This window comes from Faecalibacterium prausnitzii (assembly GCF_049532945.1).
In the GTDB taxonomy this organism is placed as follows: domain Bacteria; phylum Bacillota; class Clostridia; order Oscillospirales; family Ruminococcaceae; genus Faecalibacterium; species Faecalibacterium prausnitzii_N.
Window position 1 is genome coordinate 960,772 of record NZ_CP186691.1, and the last position, 16,874, is coordinate 977,645.

Sequence of the window (16,874 nt, forward strand, 5' to 3'; positions counted from 1 at the left end):
AGGTTAAACGATGGAAGAACGTAATCTGAGAAAGACCCGCGTCGGCGTCGTCGTGTCCGACAAGATGGATAAGACCATCGTGGTTGCCGTTAAGGATAGCGTGCAGCACCCCCTGTACAAGAAGATCCTGAAGCGTACCGCCAAGTTCAAGGCTCGTGATGAGCAGAACGAGTGCGGCATCGGTGACCGTGTTGAGATCATGGAGTGCCGCCCCCTGTCCAAGGATGTGCGCTGGCGCCTGGTCCGTATCGTTGAGAAGGCAAAGTAATTTGCCCGCTGCTTTGAACAGTTTGAAAGGAGATATCTGATATGGTTCAGATGCAAACTTATCTCAAAGTTGCCGACAACACCGGTGCCAAGGAGCTGATGTGCTTCCGCGTGCTGGGCGGCACCCGCAAGAGATACGCAAACATTGGTGACGTCGTGGTCTGCTCTGTCAAGAAGGCAGCCCCCGGCGGCTCCGTTAAGAAGGGCGACGTTGTGAAGGCTGTCATCGTGCGCAGCAAGCATGGCGTCCGCCGCGACGACGGTTCCTACATCCGTTTCGATGAGAACGCCGCCGTTATCGTTATGGCCGACAAGAGCCCCAAGGGTACCCGTATCTTTGGACCCGTTGCCCGCGAGCTGCGCGATGCCGGCTACACCAAGATCCTGAGCCTGGCTCCGGAATCGCTGTAAGGAGGTTTTAAAAATGAATAATCTTCATGTTAAAACCGGCGACAACGTTATGATCATCAGCGGCAAGGACAAGGGCCACACTGGTAAGGTCCTGCAGGTCAGCCCCTCTGAGAACAAGGTCATCGTTGAGGGCCAGAACATGGTTACCAAGCACGTCAAGCCTCGTCGTCAGGGCGAGCAGGGCGGCATCGTCAAGGCTGAGGGTGCTATGTACGCATCCAAGGTCATGCCCATCTGCCCCAAGTGCGGCAAGGCCGTGCGTGTGGGCCACGTCGAGAAGGACGGTAAGATGGTTCGCGTCTGCAAGAAGTGCGGCGCTGAGCTGTAAGAAAGGAGTAAGGAACAATGGCTCGTTTGAAAGAACAGTATGTCAATGAAATTGCTCCTGCTCTGAACTCCAAGTTCGGTTACAAGAGCGTTATGCAGATCCCCAAGCTGGACAAGGTCGTCATCAACGTTGCCTGCGGCGAAGCCAAGGACAACGAGAAGATCCTGGAAGCTGTCATGAAGGATCTGGGCCAGATCACTGGCCAGAAGGCAGTTGTGTGCCGTGCCAAGAAGAGCGTTGCTAACTTCAAGCTGCGCCAGGGCACTCCCATCGGCTGCAAGGTCACCCTGCGCGGTGAGCGTATGTATGAGTTTGTCGATCGCTTCTTCAACATCGCACTGCCCCGTGTCCGCGACTTCCGCGGCATCAACGGCAACGGTTTTGATGGCCGCGGCAACTTTGCATGCGGCATCAAGGAGCAGATCATCTTCCCCGAGATCGACTTCGAGAAGGTCGATGCAGTCCGCGGCATGGATGTCTGCTTTGTCACCACTGCCAAGACTGACGAAGAGGGCAAGGAGCTGCTGAAGGCTCTGGGCGCTCCGTTCGCAGAGAACAACTAAGGGAGGAGATTTCTACAATGGCTAAACTGTCTATGAAGCTGAAGCAGTCTCGTCCTGCTAAGTTCTCTACCCGTGCATACACCCGCTGCCGCATCTGCGGCCGTCCCCACTCCGTGCTGCGCAAGTACGGCGTGTGCCGTGTGTGCTTCCGTGAGCTGGCCTACAAGGGCGAGATCCCGGGCGTGAAGAAGGCTTCCTGGTAATCAAGCCAGAGGGCCGGATAATTTGTCGGATATCCGCCCCGGGGCAACGATGTTTCGGGGCGGTATCATTATAAAACAAACGAGAGCTAATCTAAGGAGGTTAGTGGCAAATGCAGATTACTGATCCTATCGCGGACCTGCTGACTCGCATCCGCAACGCTAGCACTGCCAAACACCCTTCTGTGGAGATCCCCGCTTCCAACATGAAGAAGGCTATCTGCCAGATTCTGGTTGACGAGGGCTACATCAAGGGCATGCAGGTCAAGAACGACACCGTTCAGGGCACCATCGTTGTCACCCTGAAGTATCAGGCTAACGGCGAGCCCGTTATCGCTGGTCTGCGCCGCGTGTCCAAGCCCGGCCTGCGCATCTACACCAACTGCGAGGATATGCCCAAGGTCATGAAGGGCCTGGGCACCGCAATCATTTCCACCTCTAAGGGCATCATGACTGATAAGGCTGCACGTGCTGCACACGTCGGCGGCGAAGTCCTGGCCTACGTGTGGTAAGAAAGGGGTAAAAGACAATGTCGAGAATTGGAAGAAAACCCATCGTCATTCCTGCCGGCGTTACTGTCACTGTCGATGAGGCAGCACATCACGTCGCCGTCAAGGGCCCCAAGGGCAGCCTGAATTCCAACTATCATCCCCTGATGACCGTCAAGGTCGAGGGCAATGAAGTTCTGGTTACCCGCCCCAATGACGAACCCCAGGCCCGCAGCCTGCACGGCCTGACCCGTACCAACATCGCCAACATGGTGAACGGTGTTGTGAACGGCTACGAGAAGAAGCTGGAGATCGTGGGCGTCGGCCTGCGCTGCCAGAAGCAGGGCTCCAACCTGGTCATGAACCTGGGCTTCTCTCATCAGGTGAACATTCCTGATACTGAGGACTGCACCATCGTGTGGCAGGATCCCAACCACTTCACCGTTACCGGTATTGACAAGCAGAAGGTCGGCCAGTATGCTGCCGAGATCCGCGCCAAGAAGCCGCCCGAGCCTTACAAGGGCAAGGGCATCCGCTACGAGGGCGAGGTTGTCAAGCACAAAGAAGGCAAGGCCGGCAAGGGCAAGAAATAAGGTAAGGAGTGAAAGACAATGGTTAAGCAGATCGACAAGAACGAAGCTCGTCTTCGTCGTCATCGCCGCGTTCGTAATAAGATCAGCGGCACCGCAGCACGTCCTCGCCTGGATGTTTTCCGCTCCGCCAAGCACATTTACGCTCAGATCATCGATGATGAGCAGGGCGTGACTCTGGTGTCGGCTTCTACTATGGACAAGGACTTCAACGGCAACGGCGGCAACGTCGAGGCCGCTGCTGAGATCGGCAAGAAGATCGCAGCAAAGGCTCTGGAAAAGGGCATCACCGAGGTCGTGTTCGACCGTGGTGGCTACGTTTATCATGGCCGTGTTAAGGCCCTGGCTGATGGCGCCCGTGAGGGCGGCCTGAAGCTGTAATGAGAGGAGGAAACACATTATGGCTATGAGAAACCGTGAAGACGACGGCATGATCACCAAGGTTGTCTCCATCAACCGCGTTTCCAAGACTGTCAAGGGCGGCCGCATCATGAAGTTTGCCGCTCTGGTTGTCGTGGGCGACGGCAAGGGCACCATTGGTTACGGCATCGGCAAGTCCGGCGAAGTGCCTGAGGCAATCCGCAAGGGCGAAGCTGCTGCTAAGAAGAACATGCACAAGGTTGCCCTGAAGGGCACCACCATCCCCCACGAGATCGTCGGCAAGTACGGCGCAGGCGCCGTTCTGCTCAAGCCGGCTGCACCTGGTACCGGTATGATCGCCGGCGGCCCTGTGCGTGCCGTCATTGAGGCTGCTGGCATCAAGGACATCCGTGCGAAGTCTATGCGTTCCAACAACCCCATCAACGTTGTTTCTGCTACCTTCGCAGGTCTGTGCGGCCTGGTCAGCGCTGAGTCTGTCGCTGAGAAGCGCGGCAAGACCGTGAAAGAAATTCTGGGTTAAGGAGGTAACAAACCATGGCAGATAAGATGCTCAAGATCGAGCTGAAGAAGAGCCTGATTGGCCGCGGCGCTAAGCAGATCGCTACCGCTGAGGCTCTGGGCCTGAAGAAGCCGGGCGACGTTACCGTTCAGCCTGACAATGCCGCTACGCAGGGCAAGATCGCAAAGATCGGCTTTATGCTCAGCGTCACCGAAGCCTAATAGCAGGGGGTATACGCATAATGAAACTTCATGAATTGCACGCGATTCCCGGCGCAAACAAGGCTGTGACCCGCAAGGGCCGCGGCATTGGCTCCGGCAATGGCAAGACTGCCGGCTTCGGCAGCAAGGGCCAGAAGGCCCGTTCCGGCGTGAAGCACGCTGGTTTCGAGGGCGGCCAGATGCCTCTGGCACGCCGCCTGCCCAAGGTTGGCTTTAACAACATCTTTGCTACCCAGTACGCCATCGTCAACGTGGCTGATCTGGAAGCTGCTTTCAATGCCGGCGATGTCGTCGATACCGAGGCTCTGAAGGCAAAGGGTCTGGTCAAGAAGACTCTGGACGGCGTTAAGGTTCTGGGCAACGGCGAGCTGACCAAGGCTCTGACCGTGAAGGCCGCAGCCTATTCCGCTTCTGCCAAAGAGAAAATCGAGAAGGCAGGCGGAAAGGCTGAGGTGATGTAAGGTGTTCCAGACATTCCGTAACGCATGGAAGATCCCCGAGCTTAAAAATCGTCTCCTGTTCACGCTGGCGATCCTCGTGGTGTACCGTCTGGGCTGTGCCATCCCCGTTCCGTTCGTTTCCGGCTCTGCGCTGACGCAGATGTTCGCAAACGGCGACATGCTCTCCTATCTGAACATGATGAGCGGTGGTGCTCTGGCCCGTTGCACGCTCTTCGCGTTAGGTGTGACACCCTATATCAACGCCTCCATTATTGTGCAGCTGCTCACCGTGGCAATTCCCGCGCTGGAAAATCTGGCAAAGGAAGCCGACGGCCAGCAGAAGCTGCAGCAGATCAACCGGTACGCAGGTGCTGTGGTCGCTCTGATCATGAGCATCGGCTACTACTTCGTGATCCGCAATATGGGCGCACTGAAGTACGTTTCCGGCGGTGCCGGCATCTTTGCCGCCATCGTCATCATCGCAACCTTTGTGGCTGGCGCACAGCTGATCACATGGTGCGGTGAGCAGATCGATGACAAGGGCATCGGCAACGGTGTCTCGCTCATCATCTTTGCTTCGATCGTCTCTAACTGGTCTTCGCTGTACACCTCTGTCAAGGGTCTGCTGACTCAGGCAGCGTCCGGCAAGCCCCAGTACTACTTCTTCCTGCCGCTGCTGATCGTGCTGGCACTGGTGGCTGTGGTCTTCGTGGTCGTCATGACCAACGCAGAGCGCCGCATCACCATTCAGTACGCAAAGCGCGTGGTAGGCCGCAAGCAGATGGGCGGTCAGAACAGCTATCTGCCCCTGAAGCTGAACATGAGCGGCGTTATGCCCATCATCTTCGCTTCGGCTCTGGTGTCCATCCCGGGCACCATCGGCAGCTTCCTGCAGATCGACCAGCAGGCACACCCGGTGTGGTATGCATTCTTCCACACCTTCAACTACACCTCCTGGCTGTATGTTGTGATCTACCTGCTGCTGATTCTGGCATTCAACTACTTCTATGTGGCCATCCAGTACAACCCCGTTGAGATCGCCAACAATCTGCGCCGCAACAACGGCTCGATCCCCGGCTTCCGTCCCGGCAAGCCGACCAGCGATTTCATCACCCGCACCCTGAACAAGATCACCCTCATCGGTGCCATCTTCCTGGCTGCGGTGGCTGTGCTGCCGATCATTCTGGGCAACCTGACCGGTATGAGCATCCAGCTGGGCGGTACCAGCCTGCTGATCGTGGTTGGTGTGGCACTTGATACCACCCGCAGCCTCGACAGCTTCATGACGATGCGCAACCACAAGGGCTTCCTTGGTTGATCCACAATACAATAATTAAGATGTGAGAAAGCACTGGAAAGGAGAGTACGCTCGAACTTTTCAGTGCTTTTTTACTTTTTTGGAGTTTACATCCTCTAACAAAGGAAAGGAATGATCCTATGAATCTGATCCTGTTGGGCGCACCTGGTGCTGGTAAGGGCACTCAGGCCGAGATCATCTGCGCCAAGCTGAACATCCCCTCCATCAGCACCGGCAACATTCTGCGCGCTGCTGTCAAGGAAGGCACCGAGATGGGCCTGAAGGCAAAGAGCTTTATGGACGCTGGCGCTCTGGTGCCCGATGAGGTCATCATCGGCATCCTGAAAGAGCGTCTGGCTCAGCCGGACTGCGCAAACGGCTTTATCCTGGACGGTGTGCCCCGCACCATCGCTCAGGCCGAGGCCATCGAGACCATGGGCATCCGCATCGACAAGGTGCTGGAGTTGCAGGTCGAGGACAATGTGATCGTTGACCGCATGAGCGGCCGCCGCGTCTGCGAGAAGTGCGGCGCAAGCTACCACATCGTCAACAAGAAGAGCAAGGTCGAGGGTGTATGCGACCTGTGCGGCGGCAAGACCGTCATCCGCAAGGACGACCAGCCTGCCACCGTGCTGGATCGTCTGAAAGCATATCATGAGCAGACCGAGCCGCTGGTGGAGTTCTACCGTACCCGCGGCAAGCTGGCAGAGATCAAGTTCTGCCCCTCCATCGAGGAGACCACGGCTGAAGTCATGAAAGCTTTGGAGGCATAATCGTGATTCAGATCAAAAATGCGAAAGAGCTGGACGGCATGCGCAAGGCAAATGCCCTGAGCGCAGCTGCCCTGAAGTACGGCGGTGAGCATATCGAAGCAGGTATGACCACATGGGAATTGGATAAGCTGATCTACGACTTCATCGTGAAGCACGGCGGCACCCCCAATTTCAAGGGTCTGTATGGCTTTCCGGGCACGGCCTGCATCAGCCTGAACGATACCATCATCCATGGTATCCCTTCGCATGACATCGTCATTCGTCCCGGTGATATCGTCAGCATCGACACCGGCGCAAAGATCGATGGCTTCAACGGCGACAATGCCTGCACCTATGCGGTGGGTAAGGTCGATCTGGAAGCACAGCGCCTGCTGGACGTGACCAAGGCTGCTCTGTATAAGGGCATCGAGCAGGCTGTGGCCGGCAACCGCATCGGCGACATTGGCTATGCCGTGCAGAGCTACTGCGAGGATGCCGGTTTCTCGGTCGTCCGCGAGTTCGTGGGCCACGGCACCGGCCGTGAGCTGCACGAGGACCCGGAAGTGCCCAACTACGGCCATCAGGGCCGCGGCCCGCGCCTTGTGCCCGGTATGACCATTGCCATTGAACCCATGATCTGCCAGTACGACTGCAAGATCACCCAGTCCAAGGACGGCTGGACCGTCAAGACCAAGGACGGTGGTCTGGCTGCGCACTTTGAGCACTCCAATGCGATCCTGAAGGATCACACTGAGATCATGACCCGCTTCTGGGATGACCCGGATTTTGACCCGGAAAAGTTCAGCCTGAAGTAAGCTGATCCCTGAAATATGAGAAGCGCCGCCTGTGAAGAGCAGAAATGCTCCGCCGCAGGCGGCGTTTTTGCAGGGACAGACCTGCTGTTTGTGCAATTATGACAACTTTTGGTGAAAAAGTTTCATCTTTGCGGTGGAGAAAAACCAAGACCGGGGAGAGAAAGGACAGCTTTTGAATTTCGAGAATTTTTTATCGGAAATACGGAAAAAACCTCTTGCAAATTGACAACAAAAGGTGTATAATCTATAAATGGCTGTGGAAGCCAGATACTTCCTCGGCGGACAGGGATTTTCTGCCCGTTTTGCGGATTTTGTGCCGCGAAAGATGAAGTATGTGGCGATCATCGCCGCCTGTCCGTCTGTGGACCGGCACTGGAACTGGAGAACGCTGAAGCGGCAAGCTGCGGTCAAACGGGCGCAGGCACGTGAAAACCGTAGCGCTTTCAGGGTTCCAAGGCAAAGGCACCGGTTCAGGTTCAACGACAAACTGAGCAGATCCAATGAGGAGGCAAATAGCTTGTCTAAGGAAGACGTTATCGAGATCGAAGGCATTGTGCGTGAAGCCATGCCCAACGCCATCTTTAAGGTGGAAATGTTGAGCGAGGATAAGAACACCGGGAAGCTCACTCCCAGCGGTCACATCCTCTTAGCGCACATCTCCGGCAAGCTGCGGACCAATTTCATCCGTATCCTGCCCGGGGACAAGGTTACCGTGGAAATGTCGCCCTATGATCTTTCTAAGGGCCGCATCACCTGGCGCTCCAAATAAGCACCAGGGTATCAACCAAAAGGAGGTTCAACATCATGAAGGTCAAGCCTTCCGTGAAACCCATCTGCGAAAAGTGCAAGGTCATCCGCCGCAAAGGCCGCGTGATGGTCATCTGCCAGAACCCCAAGCATAAGCAGCGCCAGGGCTAATTCGGGCGCCTGGGGGTCAAGTGCGTAGAGTCCCGGCGCAGACCCCGACACTGACATGGGATGATTTTTGGAGGAAACTACTATGGCACGTATTGCCGGCGTTGACCTGCCCCGCGAGAAGCGCGTTCAGGTGGGTCTCACCTACGTTTATGGTATCGGCCAGACCACTGCTAACAAGATCCTGGAAGCAACTGGCATCAACCCCGATACCCGCGTCAAGGACCTGACTCTGGAAGAAGAGGCTAAGATCCGTGACTACATCGATCAGGCTAACATCATCGTTGAAGGCGACCTGCGCCGCAACGTTGCTCTGGACATCAAGCGCCTGGTTGAGATCCAGTCCTTCCGTGGCACCCGCCATCGCAAGAATCTGCCCTGCCGCGGCCAGCGTACCAAGACCAATGCACGTACCTGCAAGGGTCCCAAGCGCACTGTCGCTAACAAGAAGAAGTAAGGAGGATTTGAGAAATGGCAAGTGCAAATAATGCCAAGAAGGGCGCTAATGTCCGCATGAAGCGCAAAGAGCGCAAGAACATTGCTGCTGGTCAGGCTCATATCCAGTCTACCTTCAACAATACTGTTGTCACCATCACCGACCTGCAGGGTAATGCAGTGTCCTGGTGCTCCTCCGGCTCCCTGAACTTCCGCGGCAGCCGTAAGAGCACTCCGTTCGCAGCCCAGTCTGCTGCTGAGACCGCAGCCAAGGTTGCTATCGAGCATGGCATGAAGACCGTTGAGGTCTACGTCAAGGGCCCCGGCGCTGGCCGTGAGTCCGCTATTCGTGCGCTGCAGGCTACCGGCCTGGAAGTCACCCTGATCAAGGACGTGACTCCCATCCCCCACAATGGCTGCCGTCCCCCGAAGCGCCGTCGTGTCTGATCGAAGGAGGAAATTGAATTATGGCAAAGAATACGCAGCCTATCGCAAAGCGTTGCAAGGCCCTGGGCATTTCTCCTGCGGTCATGGGCTATGCAAAGAAGAATACCACCCGCAACTCCAATGGCAACATGCGCAAGAAGCAGTCTGAGTACGCATCTCAGCTGAAGGAGAAGCAGAAGGTCAAGTTTATCTACGGCGTTCTGGAAAAGCAGTTCCACAATGCTTACCTGCGTGCTGAGGCCCGCCCCGGCAAGACTGGTGAGAACCTGCTGCAGATCATGGAGTGCCGTCTGGACAACGTCGTGTTCCGTCTGGGCTTTGCTCAGACCCGCCGCGACGCTCGTCAGCTGGTGTCCCACGCTCACTTCACCGTCAACGGCAAGAAGGTCAACATTCCTTCTTACCAGGTGAAGGCTGGCGACGTGATCGAAGTGCGCGAGTCCAGCCGCAGCTCTGCAAAGTTTGCAAAGCTGACCGGCCCCGAGGCTCCCGTTGTTGCTCTGCCCGCATGGCTGAACCGTGAGACCGGTTCTCTGAAGGGTGTTGTCGCAAAGCTGCCCGAGCGCAGCGATATCGACTACGAAGTCGCAGAGCACCTCATCGTCGAGCTGTACTCCAAGTAATCCATTAAGAAGGCTGGGCCTTCCCCGTGGACGGCTCACTTTCGCATTCTTTTCTTTGAAAGAATTTAATAATGGGCCGGCGGCAGCGCCGGTTTGACAAGGAGGGCATAGATATGATGGAGATTGAACGTCCCAAAATCGAAACGGCAAGCCTGTCCCCGGACGGCCGCTACGGCAAATTCGTGGCAGAACCGCTGGAGCGTGGCTTTGGCATCACACTGGGCAATAGCCTGCGTCGTGTGCTTCTTTCCTCTCTGCCCGGTGTCGCCGTGACCAGCGTCAAGATTGATGGCGTGGTTCACGAGTTCTCCACCATTGAGGGCGTCAAGGAAGACGTTACCGAAATTGTCCTGAACCTGAAGGGTATTGCTGCAAAGCTGTACACCGATGGTCCGAAGACAGTGCGTGTTGAGGCAGTCGGCCCCTGTGAGGTCACCGCTGACAACATCAAGCAGGGCGACGACATCGAAATTCTGAACCCTGAGTGGCACATCGCAACCCTGGGCGAGGGCGGCAAGCTCGTCATGGAGCTGACCTTCGATAAGGGCCGCGGCTATGTGCCCGCAGAGCGCAACAAACAGGCTATCATCGAGAAGAACGATATCAACACTCTTCCCGTTGACAGCATTTACACCCCTGTGCTCAAGGTGAACTACAACGTCGAGAGCACCCGTGTTGGCCAGGCGATCGATTATGACAAGCTGACCATTGAGGTTTGGACCGATGGCACGATCAATGCGCAGGAAGCCGTTTCTCTGGCTGCCCGTGTGCTGACCGAGCACCTGAACCTGTTCGTCAACCTGTCCGATGAGGCAGCCGGCGCTGAGATCATGGTGGAGAAGACCAACGACGACAAGGAAAAGGCTCTGGAAATGACCATTGAAGAGCTGGATCTGAGCGTGCGTTCCTTCAACTGCCTGAAGCGCGCAGGCATCAACACGGTGGAAGATCTGGTCAGCAAGAGCGAGGACGAGATGATGAAGGTCCGCAACCTCGGTCGCAAGAGCCTGGAAGAGGTCATGGCAAAGCTGGATTCTCTGGGCTTCAAGCTGAACACGGATGACGATAACTAAAAATAATTAAGGAGTGAAACGGGATGCCCGGTACCAGAAAGCTCGGTAGAACCAGCGACAGCCGCAACGCTATGATGCGCGCTATGGTTACCTACCTGTTAGAGAATGGCAAGATTGAGACCACTGTCACTCGCGCTAAGGACGTTCGTTCCATGGCCGAGAAGATGATCAGCCTTGGCAAGGCAAGCGACCTGCACACCAAGCGTCAGGTTTATGCCTACATCACCAAGGAAGATGTTGCAAAGAAGCTGTTTGATGAGATCAGCCCCAAGTACGCTGACCGCAACGGCGGCTACACCCGCATCATCAAGATCGGCGCTCGCCGCGGCGACGCAGCTGAGATGGCAGTTCTGGAGCTCGTCTGATCTGCTCTGACTGTAGAAACAGTGTAACGAAACGCTCTTTCCCTTCGGGGAGAGGGCGTTTTTTGTTGCCCGGAGGCGCGATTCGTGCTATACTGAATACTGTATACGCAGCCGGGAGTTTTCCACAGAGAGGAGGGACTGCGGTTGAAACGACGACACTTCCTGTCGCTTGCGGCCTGCTGCCTGCTGGGGCTGCCTGCCGGGTGCAGCTTCCCCATGACGGACAACATGCAGGTCGAGGATCTGCTGCGCGCTCCGCGTCTTTCGGGCGATTACGGTGCGCTGCAAAGTGCCCTGAACGACTGGCTGGGGGAGAGCGCACAGCTCAAATATCCCATGCAGGGCGACCTGCTTTCGCCTTTCCTGCTGCAGGATCTGGACGGTGACGGCAGGCAGGATGCCGCCGTGCTTTACACGACGGCCCAGTCCTCCAACGTCTGCATCGCCTTTTTGCAGAAGGATGCCGCAGGCGCATGGAAGGTGCAGCAGACCATCGAGGGTCTGGCTGACACGGTGGACAATGTCCGGCTGGCGCAGTTGCAGGACGGAAACGCCGTGCAGCTGGTGGTGGGCTATCTGGCCGCGCAGGGGGACAGCTATTTGGCCGTCTATTCCTACGAACACGGCGAGGTGAACGCCATTCTGGAGCAGTCCTACGAGCAGTATCTGGTGGAGGATATCACCGGCGGCGGCAATCAGGACCTGATCCTGATGTCTACGCTGGAGGACGGCGGCGTGCAGATCGAACTGCTGACCGTGGATAAAGAGGGCAGCTTCCAGCAGGTGGCTGTTATGGGCCTTTCCGCCAATCGGTTCGCCGGCTGCGCCTCGGTGGCGGCGGGTGTGGGTGCGGACGGCAGGCATTATCTGGTGCTGGATGGCTGGACCGGCATTTCCGGCAACAATCTGGCCACAGTGCTCCTGCGCTTCGATGAAGAGAGCCAGCAGATGATCCCGGCCGAGCAGATCAGCGCCAGCGCGCTTTACAGCGCCTCACTGCGCAACGTGCCGAACCTCGTCAGCCGCGACCTGGACGGCGACGGCATCGTGGAGATCCCCACCCAGCCGGACGAAGCGGGCCTGCTGAACATGAGCCAGAGCCGCCGCATGGATTTTATCGTGTGGATGGACTATACCAGCCCGCACCCGGAAAAAAGCTTCGGGCTGCTGGACGAAGAGACCAACTGCTATATCGAGCTGCCCATGGAGTGGGAGGGCAACCTGCTGCTCACCGACAGCGCCGACATCGACGATGCGGTGGAGCTGCGCACGGTGGACGAAAACAAGCTGGTGCTCACCCTGCGGCTGGTGCCGTCCAGCGCCAGCGCGGCGGGCTGGACCCGCCTTGGCATCGTGGCATCCCGCCAGATGCAGGCGAAGCTGGGCGAGGATGCCGTCATCCAGGACCAGACCTATCGGCTGTCCCGCTCGCTGTATCGGCTGAACTGAGCCTGGCCGACTGGATGTAATCCAAAAGAAATCGATTGAAAAAAGACCGGCCCCGCGGTCACACCGGGGCGGAATAGAACGGAGGCATGTTGTAGATGGTCAAGGTACTTGTTGTGGAGGACGAAGCCAACATCCGCGAGATGATCGCGCTGAACCTGCGCCTTGCGGGCATGGAGGCTGTGGAGGCCGAAAGCGCCGAGGCGGCTCTGCCGCTGCTGGAGAAGAAGCCGGGCTGCGATGCGGCCATTCTGGATGTGATGCTGCCGGGCATGAACGGCTTCTCCCTGTGCGAGACCATCCGCCGCACCGATCAGAAGATCGGCATTATCATCCTCAGCGCCAAGGGACAGGAGCAGGACAAGATCCGCGGCCTTTCTATTGGTGCCGATGACTATATGACCAAGCCTTTCAGCGTAAGCGAACTGCTGGCCCGTGTGAAAGCGCTGTGCCGCCGCGTCGGCCGTACTGCAGGCGGGGACGAAAAAGAAAAGGAAAACCCGCTGGGGATGCTCACCAGCGGCGAATTTGTGCTGGACGAGAACCGCCGTGTGCTGCTCAAGGCAGGCCAGCCGATTGAGCTGACGCAGGTGGAATTCCAGATCATGGAGCTGTTCTTCCGCAACCCCGGCATTGCGCTGGTGCGCGAGAAGATCCTGAAGGGTGTCTGGGGCGAGAACTATTTTGGTGACGTGAAGATCGTGGATGTGAACATCCGCCGTCTGCGCATGAAGGTGGAGGATGAACCCAGCCATCCCACCCATATCCTTACTGTGTGGGGCTACGGCTACAGATGGGAAGAATGAGAAGCGGGATCACCCGCCGGTGGCTGCGGGGCAACCTGCTCATCACCGTGCTGCTGGTGCTGCTGGCCGAAACCATGTTCCTGTACAACTACACACGCAGCTATTATAACAGCGTGCAGCAGACCATGTACCGGCGGTTCTCTTCGGTGTCCGGCCAGCTGAAAATGTACACCGGCGATACGGTGCAGAGCACGGCGGCTACCCGCAGCGTGGCCCTGCGCCGCATGGTGGAGCAGTTTGCCGATAAGGACAAATACGAGTTCATGCTGCTGGACAGCTATGGCGGGGTCATTGCGTCCTCCAGCGGCACAAATGCGGACGGCATTGTGACCGGCATCGACTTTGAGCAGGCGCAGGAGGCTTCTGACGGCCTTGGTGTGGCGGTCTACCGCACCCAGTCCGGCGAGCTGGTGATGGCGGCCTGTTATCTGGTGCCCTATGCCGCCGAGGATGTGGCGGCGATGCGTCTTGTCACCAGCCTGACCCTTGTGGGAGCGCAGATCAAGAACGCCCTCGCGGTAAGTGTTGTGATCGCGGCGGTGATCCTTGCTTTCACCGTGATGTCCGGCCTGTACTTCATCCGCAGCATCGTGGTGCCGCTGGGGCAGGTGGAGCGCACCGCAGCCAGCATCGCCCGGGGTGAGCTGGATGTGCGCCTGCCGGTCACCGGCAACGAACACGACGAGGTGGACCGCCTGCGCGGCACCATCAACCAGATGGCCGAAGGGCTGGAAGAGACCGAGAAGATGAAGAACGAGTTCATCAGTTCCGTCTCTCACGAGCTGCGCACGCCGCTCACCTCCATCCGGGGCTGGGTGGAGACCCTGCGCACACTGGACGACCCGGCAGACGAGAACTACCGCAAGGGCCTTGAGATCATCAACAATGAGACGGGCCGCCTGTACAACATGGTGGAAGAGCTGCTGGATTTCAGCCGTCTGCAGAACGGCCGCATCCGTATGGACTGCCGCCCGCTGGACCTTGTGGCAGAGCTGACCGATGCGGTGCTGTTCTGTGAAGCACGCATCCAGCGCGAGGGCCTTGTGCTCAGCTACACCGAGCCGGAGGAGATGATCCCGGTCTATGCCGACCCGGACCGTCTGCGGCAGGTGTTCATCAACATCATGGACAACGCCATCAAGTACTCGGCCCCCGGCGGGCGCATCACGGTCAAGCTGTGGGCGGGCGAATACAAGGCTTTTGCGGAGATCATCGATCAGGGCCGCGGCATCCCGCCGGAAGACCTTGAGAATGTCAAGACCAAGTTCTACAAGGGCAGCAATTCGGTGCGCGGCAGCGGCATCGGCCTTGCGCTGGTGGATTCCATCATGACTGCACTGGACGGCACCATGGACATCAAGAGCACGCTGGGCCGCGGCACAGTGGTCACACTGGGCTTGCCGCTGTACCATAAGGCGTGAAGATTTTGTCACAATTCTGTGGTAAAATGGTCGAGAAAAATATGATCCGATAGGAGAACCCAATGAATCAACCCAAAAAGGAACGTTTTAAGACCAGCGTCGGCGGGCAGGCGCTGATGGAAGGCATCATGATGCGCGGCCCGAAGCTCATCTGCTGCGCCGTGCGCAAGCCGGACGGCACCATTGAGACCAAGATCGACCCTGTGAAGAACCACGGCATCTGGACAAAGATCCCGCTGGTGCGCGGTGCCATCTCCATGATCGAAAGCCTGATCGTGGGCTACCGCTACATGATGTACTCGGCTCAGGTGAGCATGGGTGACGACTACGACCCCGAAGAGGAAGAGACTGCCTTTGAAAAATGGGTGGGCGACCACTTGGGCAAAAAGGCAGAGGACGCACTGCTGGCCTGTGCCGCCGTACTGGGCGGACTGCTGGCGATTTTGCTGTTCACCGTGCTGCCCACCCTCATCGTGGGCGGCGTGAACCACTTTGTAACATTGGGCCGCTGGGCCAAGGTGGTGCTGGAAGCGGTGCTGAAAGTTGGCATCTTCCTCACCTATATGGTGGCCATCTCCAAGATGAAGGAGATCCACCGCGTGTTTGAGTACCACGGTGCCGAGCACAAGACCATTGCCTGCTATGAGGCCGGTGATGAGCTGACCGTGGAGAATGTGCGCAAGTACACTCGGTTCCATCCGCGCTGCGGCACCAGCTTCCTCATTCTGGTGGTCATCGTCAGCGTGTTCCTCTACAGCGTGCTGCCGTGGGGCAGCATCGGTCTGCGGGTGCTGTTCAAGCTGCTGCTTCTGCCGCTGGTCATGGGCATCAGCTATGAGCTGCTCAAGTGGTGCGGCCGGTCCGATAACATTGCCACCCGCATCATCCGCCAGCCCGGTATCTGGGTGCAGCACCTGACCGTGTTTGAACCGGACGACAGCATGATCGAGGTGGCTATTGCCGCCGTGACCCCTGTGCTGCCCGAGGACCCGGAGGATGGCAGATGGTGAACGAAGGCATCCTGCCCCGCGCGGCGCTGCGGCAGGTGGAGGCCCGGCTCACCGAGGCGGGCTGCCCCGATGCCGATTTTGATGCCGCCGAACTCTTCCGGCTGGCGGTGGGCGCAGACGCCCGGCTGGCCACGGCTCCGCTGACCGCCGCACAGGCGGCGCAGCTGGAAGCCCTGACCGCCCGCCGTGCTGACCGTGAGCCGCTGCAATACCTCTGCGGCAGCTGGCCGTTCCTCGACTTTGAGCTGGCGGTGGGGCCCGGTGTGCTCTGCCCCCGTGCCGATACCGAAGTGGTGGCCGAGGCCGCCGCTGAACTGCTGCGGGGCGTCCCGCACCCGAAGGTGCTGGATCTCTGCGCGGGGACCGGCTGTTTGGGGCTGGGCATCAAGCGCTTCTGCCCGACGGCGCAGGTGACCTGCGTGGAAAAAAGCCCGGCGGCGTTTGCGTATCTGACCCGGAATGCCCGCCTGCCCAATGGGCTGCATCTGACCCCGGTGCAGGGAGACCTGTTCACTTATTGGGAGACTCTGCCGGAAGGGCAGCTTGATCTGATCGTATCCAACCCGCCCTACCTCACCGCCGAGGAGATGCGGCATCTGCAGCCGGAGGTGGCGCAGGAACCGGCCATGGCGCTGGAAGCAGGAAAGGACGGCCTTGTGTTTTACCGTGCCCTTGCAGAGCATTACCAGAATGCACTGCGGCCCGGCGGAGCGCTGGTGCTGGAGATCGGCTGGCAGCAGCGGGAAGCCGTCACGGCCCTGCTGGAAGCAAACGGCTGGGTCGGGATCGCCTGCCGGAAGGACTACGGCGGCAACGACCGGGCCGTCACCGCAAGAAAACCCTGCAAGTGACCGCGAAGCCCGGCTGCCTGCCGCAAGACGCGTGGGCCTGCCCGGCCTGCCAAAGGGCGAGGTTTTGCGCCGACTTGCGGGTCAGCTTGAGCGGAAAAATAATCGAAAAAGCAAACAACTTCCTGTTGTAATATTCTGGATTTGTGATATACTATTAGAGAAAGAATCGGAATGCCCCGCGCAGGCGGCGGAACGAGCCGCGCCGGGAGAGGACAGCAAAGGAGAACACT

General features: G+C 58.1%; 26 protein-coding genes. All 26 read left to right on the plus strand.

The window, feature by feature from the left end; all coding sequences use genetic code 11:
• Nucleotides 1-10 precede the first annotated feature (10 nt).
• The 26 genes from rpsQ (at nt 11) to prmC (ending at nt 16,644) form a co-directional block, all read left to right on the plus strand.
• A complete protein-coding gene (gene rpsQ / locus ACNQFG_RS04820) occupies nt 11-268 on the plus strand; it encodes a 30S ribosomal protein S17 (RefSeq protein ID WP_005938017.1) in 258 nt (85 codons plus the stop codon).
• Nucleotides 269-309: 41 nt separating this feature from the next.
• On the plus strand, nt 310-678 hold the full coding sequence (rplN, locus tag ACNQFG_RS04825; protein ID WP_005938014.1) for a 50S ribosomal protein L14: 369 nt from the start codon (nt 310-312) through the stop codon (nt 676-678).
• 13 nt (nt 679-691) lie between these two features.
• Nucleotides 692-1,006: a 50S ribosomal protein L24 gene (gene rplX / locus ACNQFG_RS04830; protein WP_005934911.1), complete on the plus strand. Its 315-nt coding sequence runs from the start codon at nt 692-694 to the stop codon at nt 1,004-1,006.
• A gap of 17 nt (nt 1,007-1,023) precedes the next feature.
• A complete protein-coding gene (rplE, locus tag ACNQFG_RS04835; protein WP_005938011.1) occupies nt 1,024-1,569 on the plus strand; it encodes a 50S ribosomal protein L5 in 546 nt (181 codons plus the stop codon).
• A gap of 17 nt (nt 1,570-1,586) precedes the next feature.
• Complete coding sequence (locus ACNQFG_RS04840; protein ID WP_005921866.1) at nt 1,587-1,772, plus strand: type Z 30S ribosomal protein S14; 186 nt, start codon at nt 1,587-1,589, stop codon at nt 1,770-1,772.
• A gap of 110 nt (nt 1,773-1,882) precedes the next feature.
• The gene (rpsH, locus tag ACNQFG_RS04845) at nt 1,883-2,281 is read left to right on the plus strand and encodes a 30S ribosomal protein S8 (protein WP_005938007.1); all 399 of its coding nucleotides are present in this window, start codon (nt 1,883-1,885) and stop codon (nt 2,279-2,281) included.
• A 17-nt stretch (nt 2,282-2,298) separates the two neighbouring features.
• A complete protein-coding gene (rplF, locus tag ACNQFG_RS04850) occupies nt 2,299-2,850 on the plus strand; it encodes a 50S ribosomal protein L6 (protein ID WP_005938003.1) in 552 nt (183 codons plus the stop codon).
• An 18-nt stretch (nt 2,851-2,868) separates the two neighbouring features.
• Nucleotides 2,869-3,228, plus strand: a complete 360-nt coding sequence (rplR, locus tag ACNQFG_RS04855; RefSeq protein ID WP_005938000.1) for a 50S ribosomal protein L18 — start codon at nt 2,869-2,871, stop codon at nt 3,226-3,228.
• A 19-nt stretch (nt 3,229-3,247) separates the two neighbouring features.
• Nucleotides 3,248-3,748, plus strand: coding sequence for a 30S ribosomal protein S5 (rpsE, locus tag ACNQFG_RS04860; protein ID WP_005937997.1), 501 nt, complete (start codon nt 3,248-3,250; stop codon nt 3,746-3,748).
• A gap of 14 nt (nt 3,749-3,762) precedes the next feature.
• Complete coding sequence (gene rpmD, locus ACNQFG_RS04865; protein WP_005934904.1) at nt 3,763-3,948, plus strand: 50S ribosomal protein L30; 186 nt, start codon at nt 3,763-3,765, stop codon at nt 3,946-3,948.
• A gap of 20 nt (nt 3,949-3,968) precedes the next feature.
• The gene (rplO, locus tag ACNQFG_RS04870) at nt 3,969-4,409 is read left to right on the plus strand and encodes a 50S ribosomal protein L15 (RefSeq protein WP_005934902.1); all 441 of its coding nucleotides are present in this window, start codon (nt 3,969-3,971) and stop codon (nt 4,407-4,409) included.
• Nucleotide 4,410: 1 nt separating this feature from the next.
• Nucleotides 4,411-5,706, plus strand: coding sequence for a preprotein translocase subunit SecY (gene secY / locus ACNQFG_RS04875; protein WP_005937994.1), 1,296 nt, complete (start codon nt 4,411-4,413; stop codon nt 5,704-5,706).
• Between the two features lie 119 nt (nt 5,707-5,825).
• A complete protein-coding gene (locus ACNQFG_RS04880; RefSeq protein WP_005937991.1) occupies nt 5,826-6,458 on the plus strand; it encodes an adenylate kinase in 633 nt (210 codons plus the stop codon).
• A gap of 2 nt (nt 6,459-6,460) precedes the next feature.
• Nucleotides 6,461-7,252 carry a type I methionyl aminopeptidase gene (map, locus tag ACNQFG_RS04885; protein WP_097777145.1) on the plus strand — a complete coding sequence of 264 codons (792 nt, stop codon included), beginning with the start codon at nt 6,461-6,463 and terminating at the stop codon, nt 7,250-7,252.
• A 517-nt stretch (nt 7,253-7,769) separates the two neighbouring features.
• A complete protein-coding gene (gene infA / locus ACNQFG_RS04890) occupies nt 7,770-8,021 on the plus strand; it encodes a translation initiation factor IF-1 (RefSeq protein ID WP_005937979.1) in 252 nt (83 codons plus the stop codon).
• Nucleotides 8,022-8,056: 35 nt separating this feature from the next.
• Nucleotides 8,057-8,170 (plus strand): 50S ribosomal protein L36, encoded by a 114-nt coding sequence (rpmJ, locus tag ACNQFG_RS04895; RefSeq protein ID WP_005921832.1) that lies wholly within the window; start codon nt 8,057-8,059, stop codon nt 8,168-8,170.
• An 82-nt stretch (nt 8,171-8,252) separates the two neighbouring features.
• Nucleotides 8,253-8,624 (plus strand): 30S ribosomal protein S13, encoded by a 372-nt coding sequence (gene rpsM, locus ACNQFG_RS04900; protein WP_005937976.1) that lies wholly within the window; start codon nt 8,253-8,255, stop codon nt 8,622-8,624.
• Nucleotides 8,625-8,638: 14 nt separating this feature from the next.
• Nucleotides 8,639-9,049 (plus strand): 30S ribosomal protein S11, encoded by a 411-nt coding sequence (rpsK, locus tag ACNQFG_RS04905; protein ID WP_005934894.1) that lies wholly within the window; start codon nt 8,639-8,641, stop codon nt 9,047-9,049.
• Between the two features lie 20 nt (nt 9,050-9,069).
• Nucleotides 9,070-9,672, plus strand: coding sequence for a 30S ribosomal protein S4 (gene rpsD / locus ACNQFG_RS04910; RefSeq protein WP_005937973.1), 603 nt, complete (start codon nt 9,070-9,072; stop codon nt 9,670-9,672).
• A 113-nt stretch (nt 9,673-9,785) separates the two neighbouring features.
• On the plus strand, nt 9,786-10,745 hold the full coding sequence (locus tag ACNQFG_RS04915) for a DNA-directed RNA polymerase subunit alpha (protein WP_044953267.1): 960 nt from the start codon (nt 9,786-9,788) through the stop codon (nt 10,743-10,745).
• 23 nt (nt 10,746-10,768) lie between these two features.
• Nucleotides 10,769-11,110, plus strand: a complete 342-nt coding sequence (rplQ, locus tag ACNQFG_RS04920) for a 50S ribosomal protein L17 (RefSeq protein WP_005921819.1) — start codon at nt 10,769-10,771, stop codon at nt 11,108-11,110.
• 144 nt (nt 11,111-11,254) lie between these two features.
• Nucleotides 11,255-12,559: a hypothetical protein gene (locus ACNQFG_RS04925; protein ID WP_423406199.1), complete on the plus strand. Its 1,305-nt coding sequence runs from the start codon at nt 11,255-11,257 to the stop codon at nt 12,557-12,559.
• A 95-nt stretch (nt 12,560-12,654) separates the two neighbouring features.
• The gene (locus ACNQFG_RS04930; protein ID WP_423406200.1) at nt 12,655-13,362 is read left to right on the plus strand and encodes a response regulator transcription factor; all 708 of its coding nucleotides are present in this window, start codon (nt 12,655-12,657) and stop codon (nt 13,360-13,362) included.
• Entirely contained in the window at nt 13,359-14,783 is a 1,425-nt protein-coding gene (locus ACNQFG_RS04935; protein WP_120079784.1) for a sensor histidine kinase, read from the plus strand. The genes ACNQFG_RS04930 and ACNQFG_RS04935 overlap by 4 nt, the downstream gene beginning before the upstream one ends.
• Before the next feature lie 62 nt (nt 14,784-14,845).
• Nucleotides 14,846-15,793 (plus strand): DUF1385 domain-containing protein, encoded by a 948-nt coding sequence (locus ACNQFG_RS04940; protein WP_005937952.1) that lies wholly within the window; start codon nt 14,846-14,848, stop codon nt 15,791-15,793.
• Nucleotides 15,787-16,644 (plus strand): peptide chain release factor N(5)-glutamine methyltransferase, encoded by an 858-nt coding sequence (prmC, locus tag ACNQFG_RS04945; protein WP_423406201.1) that lies wholly within the window; start codon nt 15,787-15,789, stop codon nt 16,642-16,644. The genes ACNQFG_RS04940 and prmC overlap by 7 nt, the downstream gene beginning before the upstream one ends.
• The last annotated feature ends 230 nt before the right edge of the window (nt 16,645-16,874 follow it).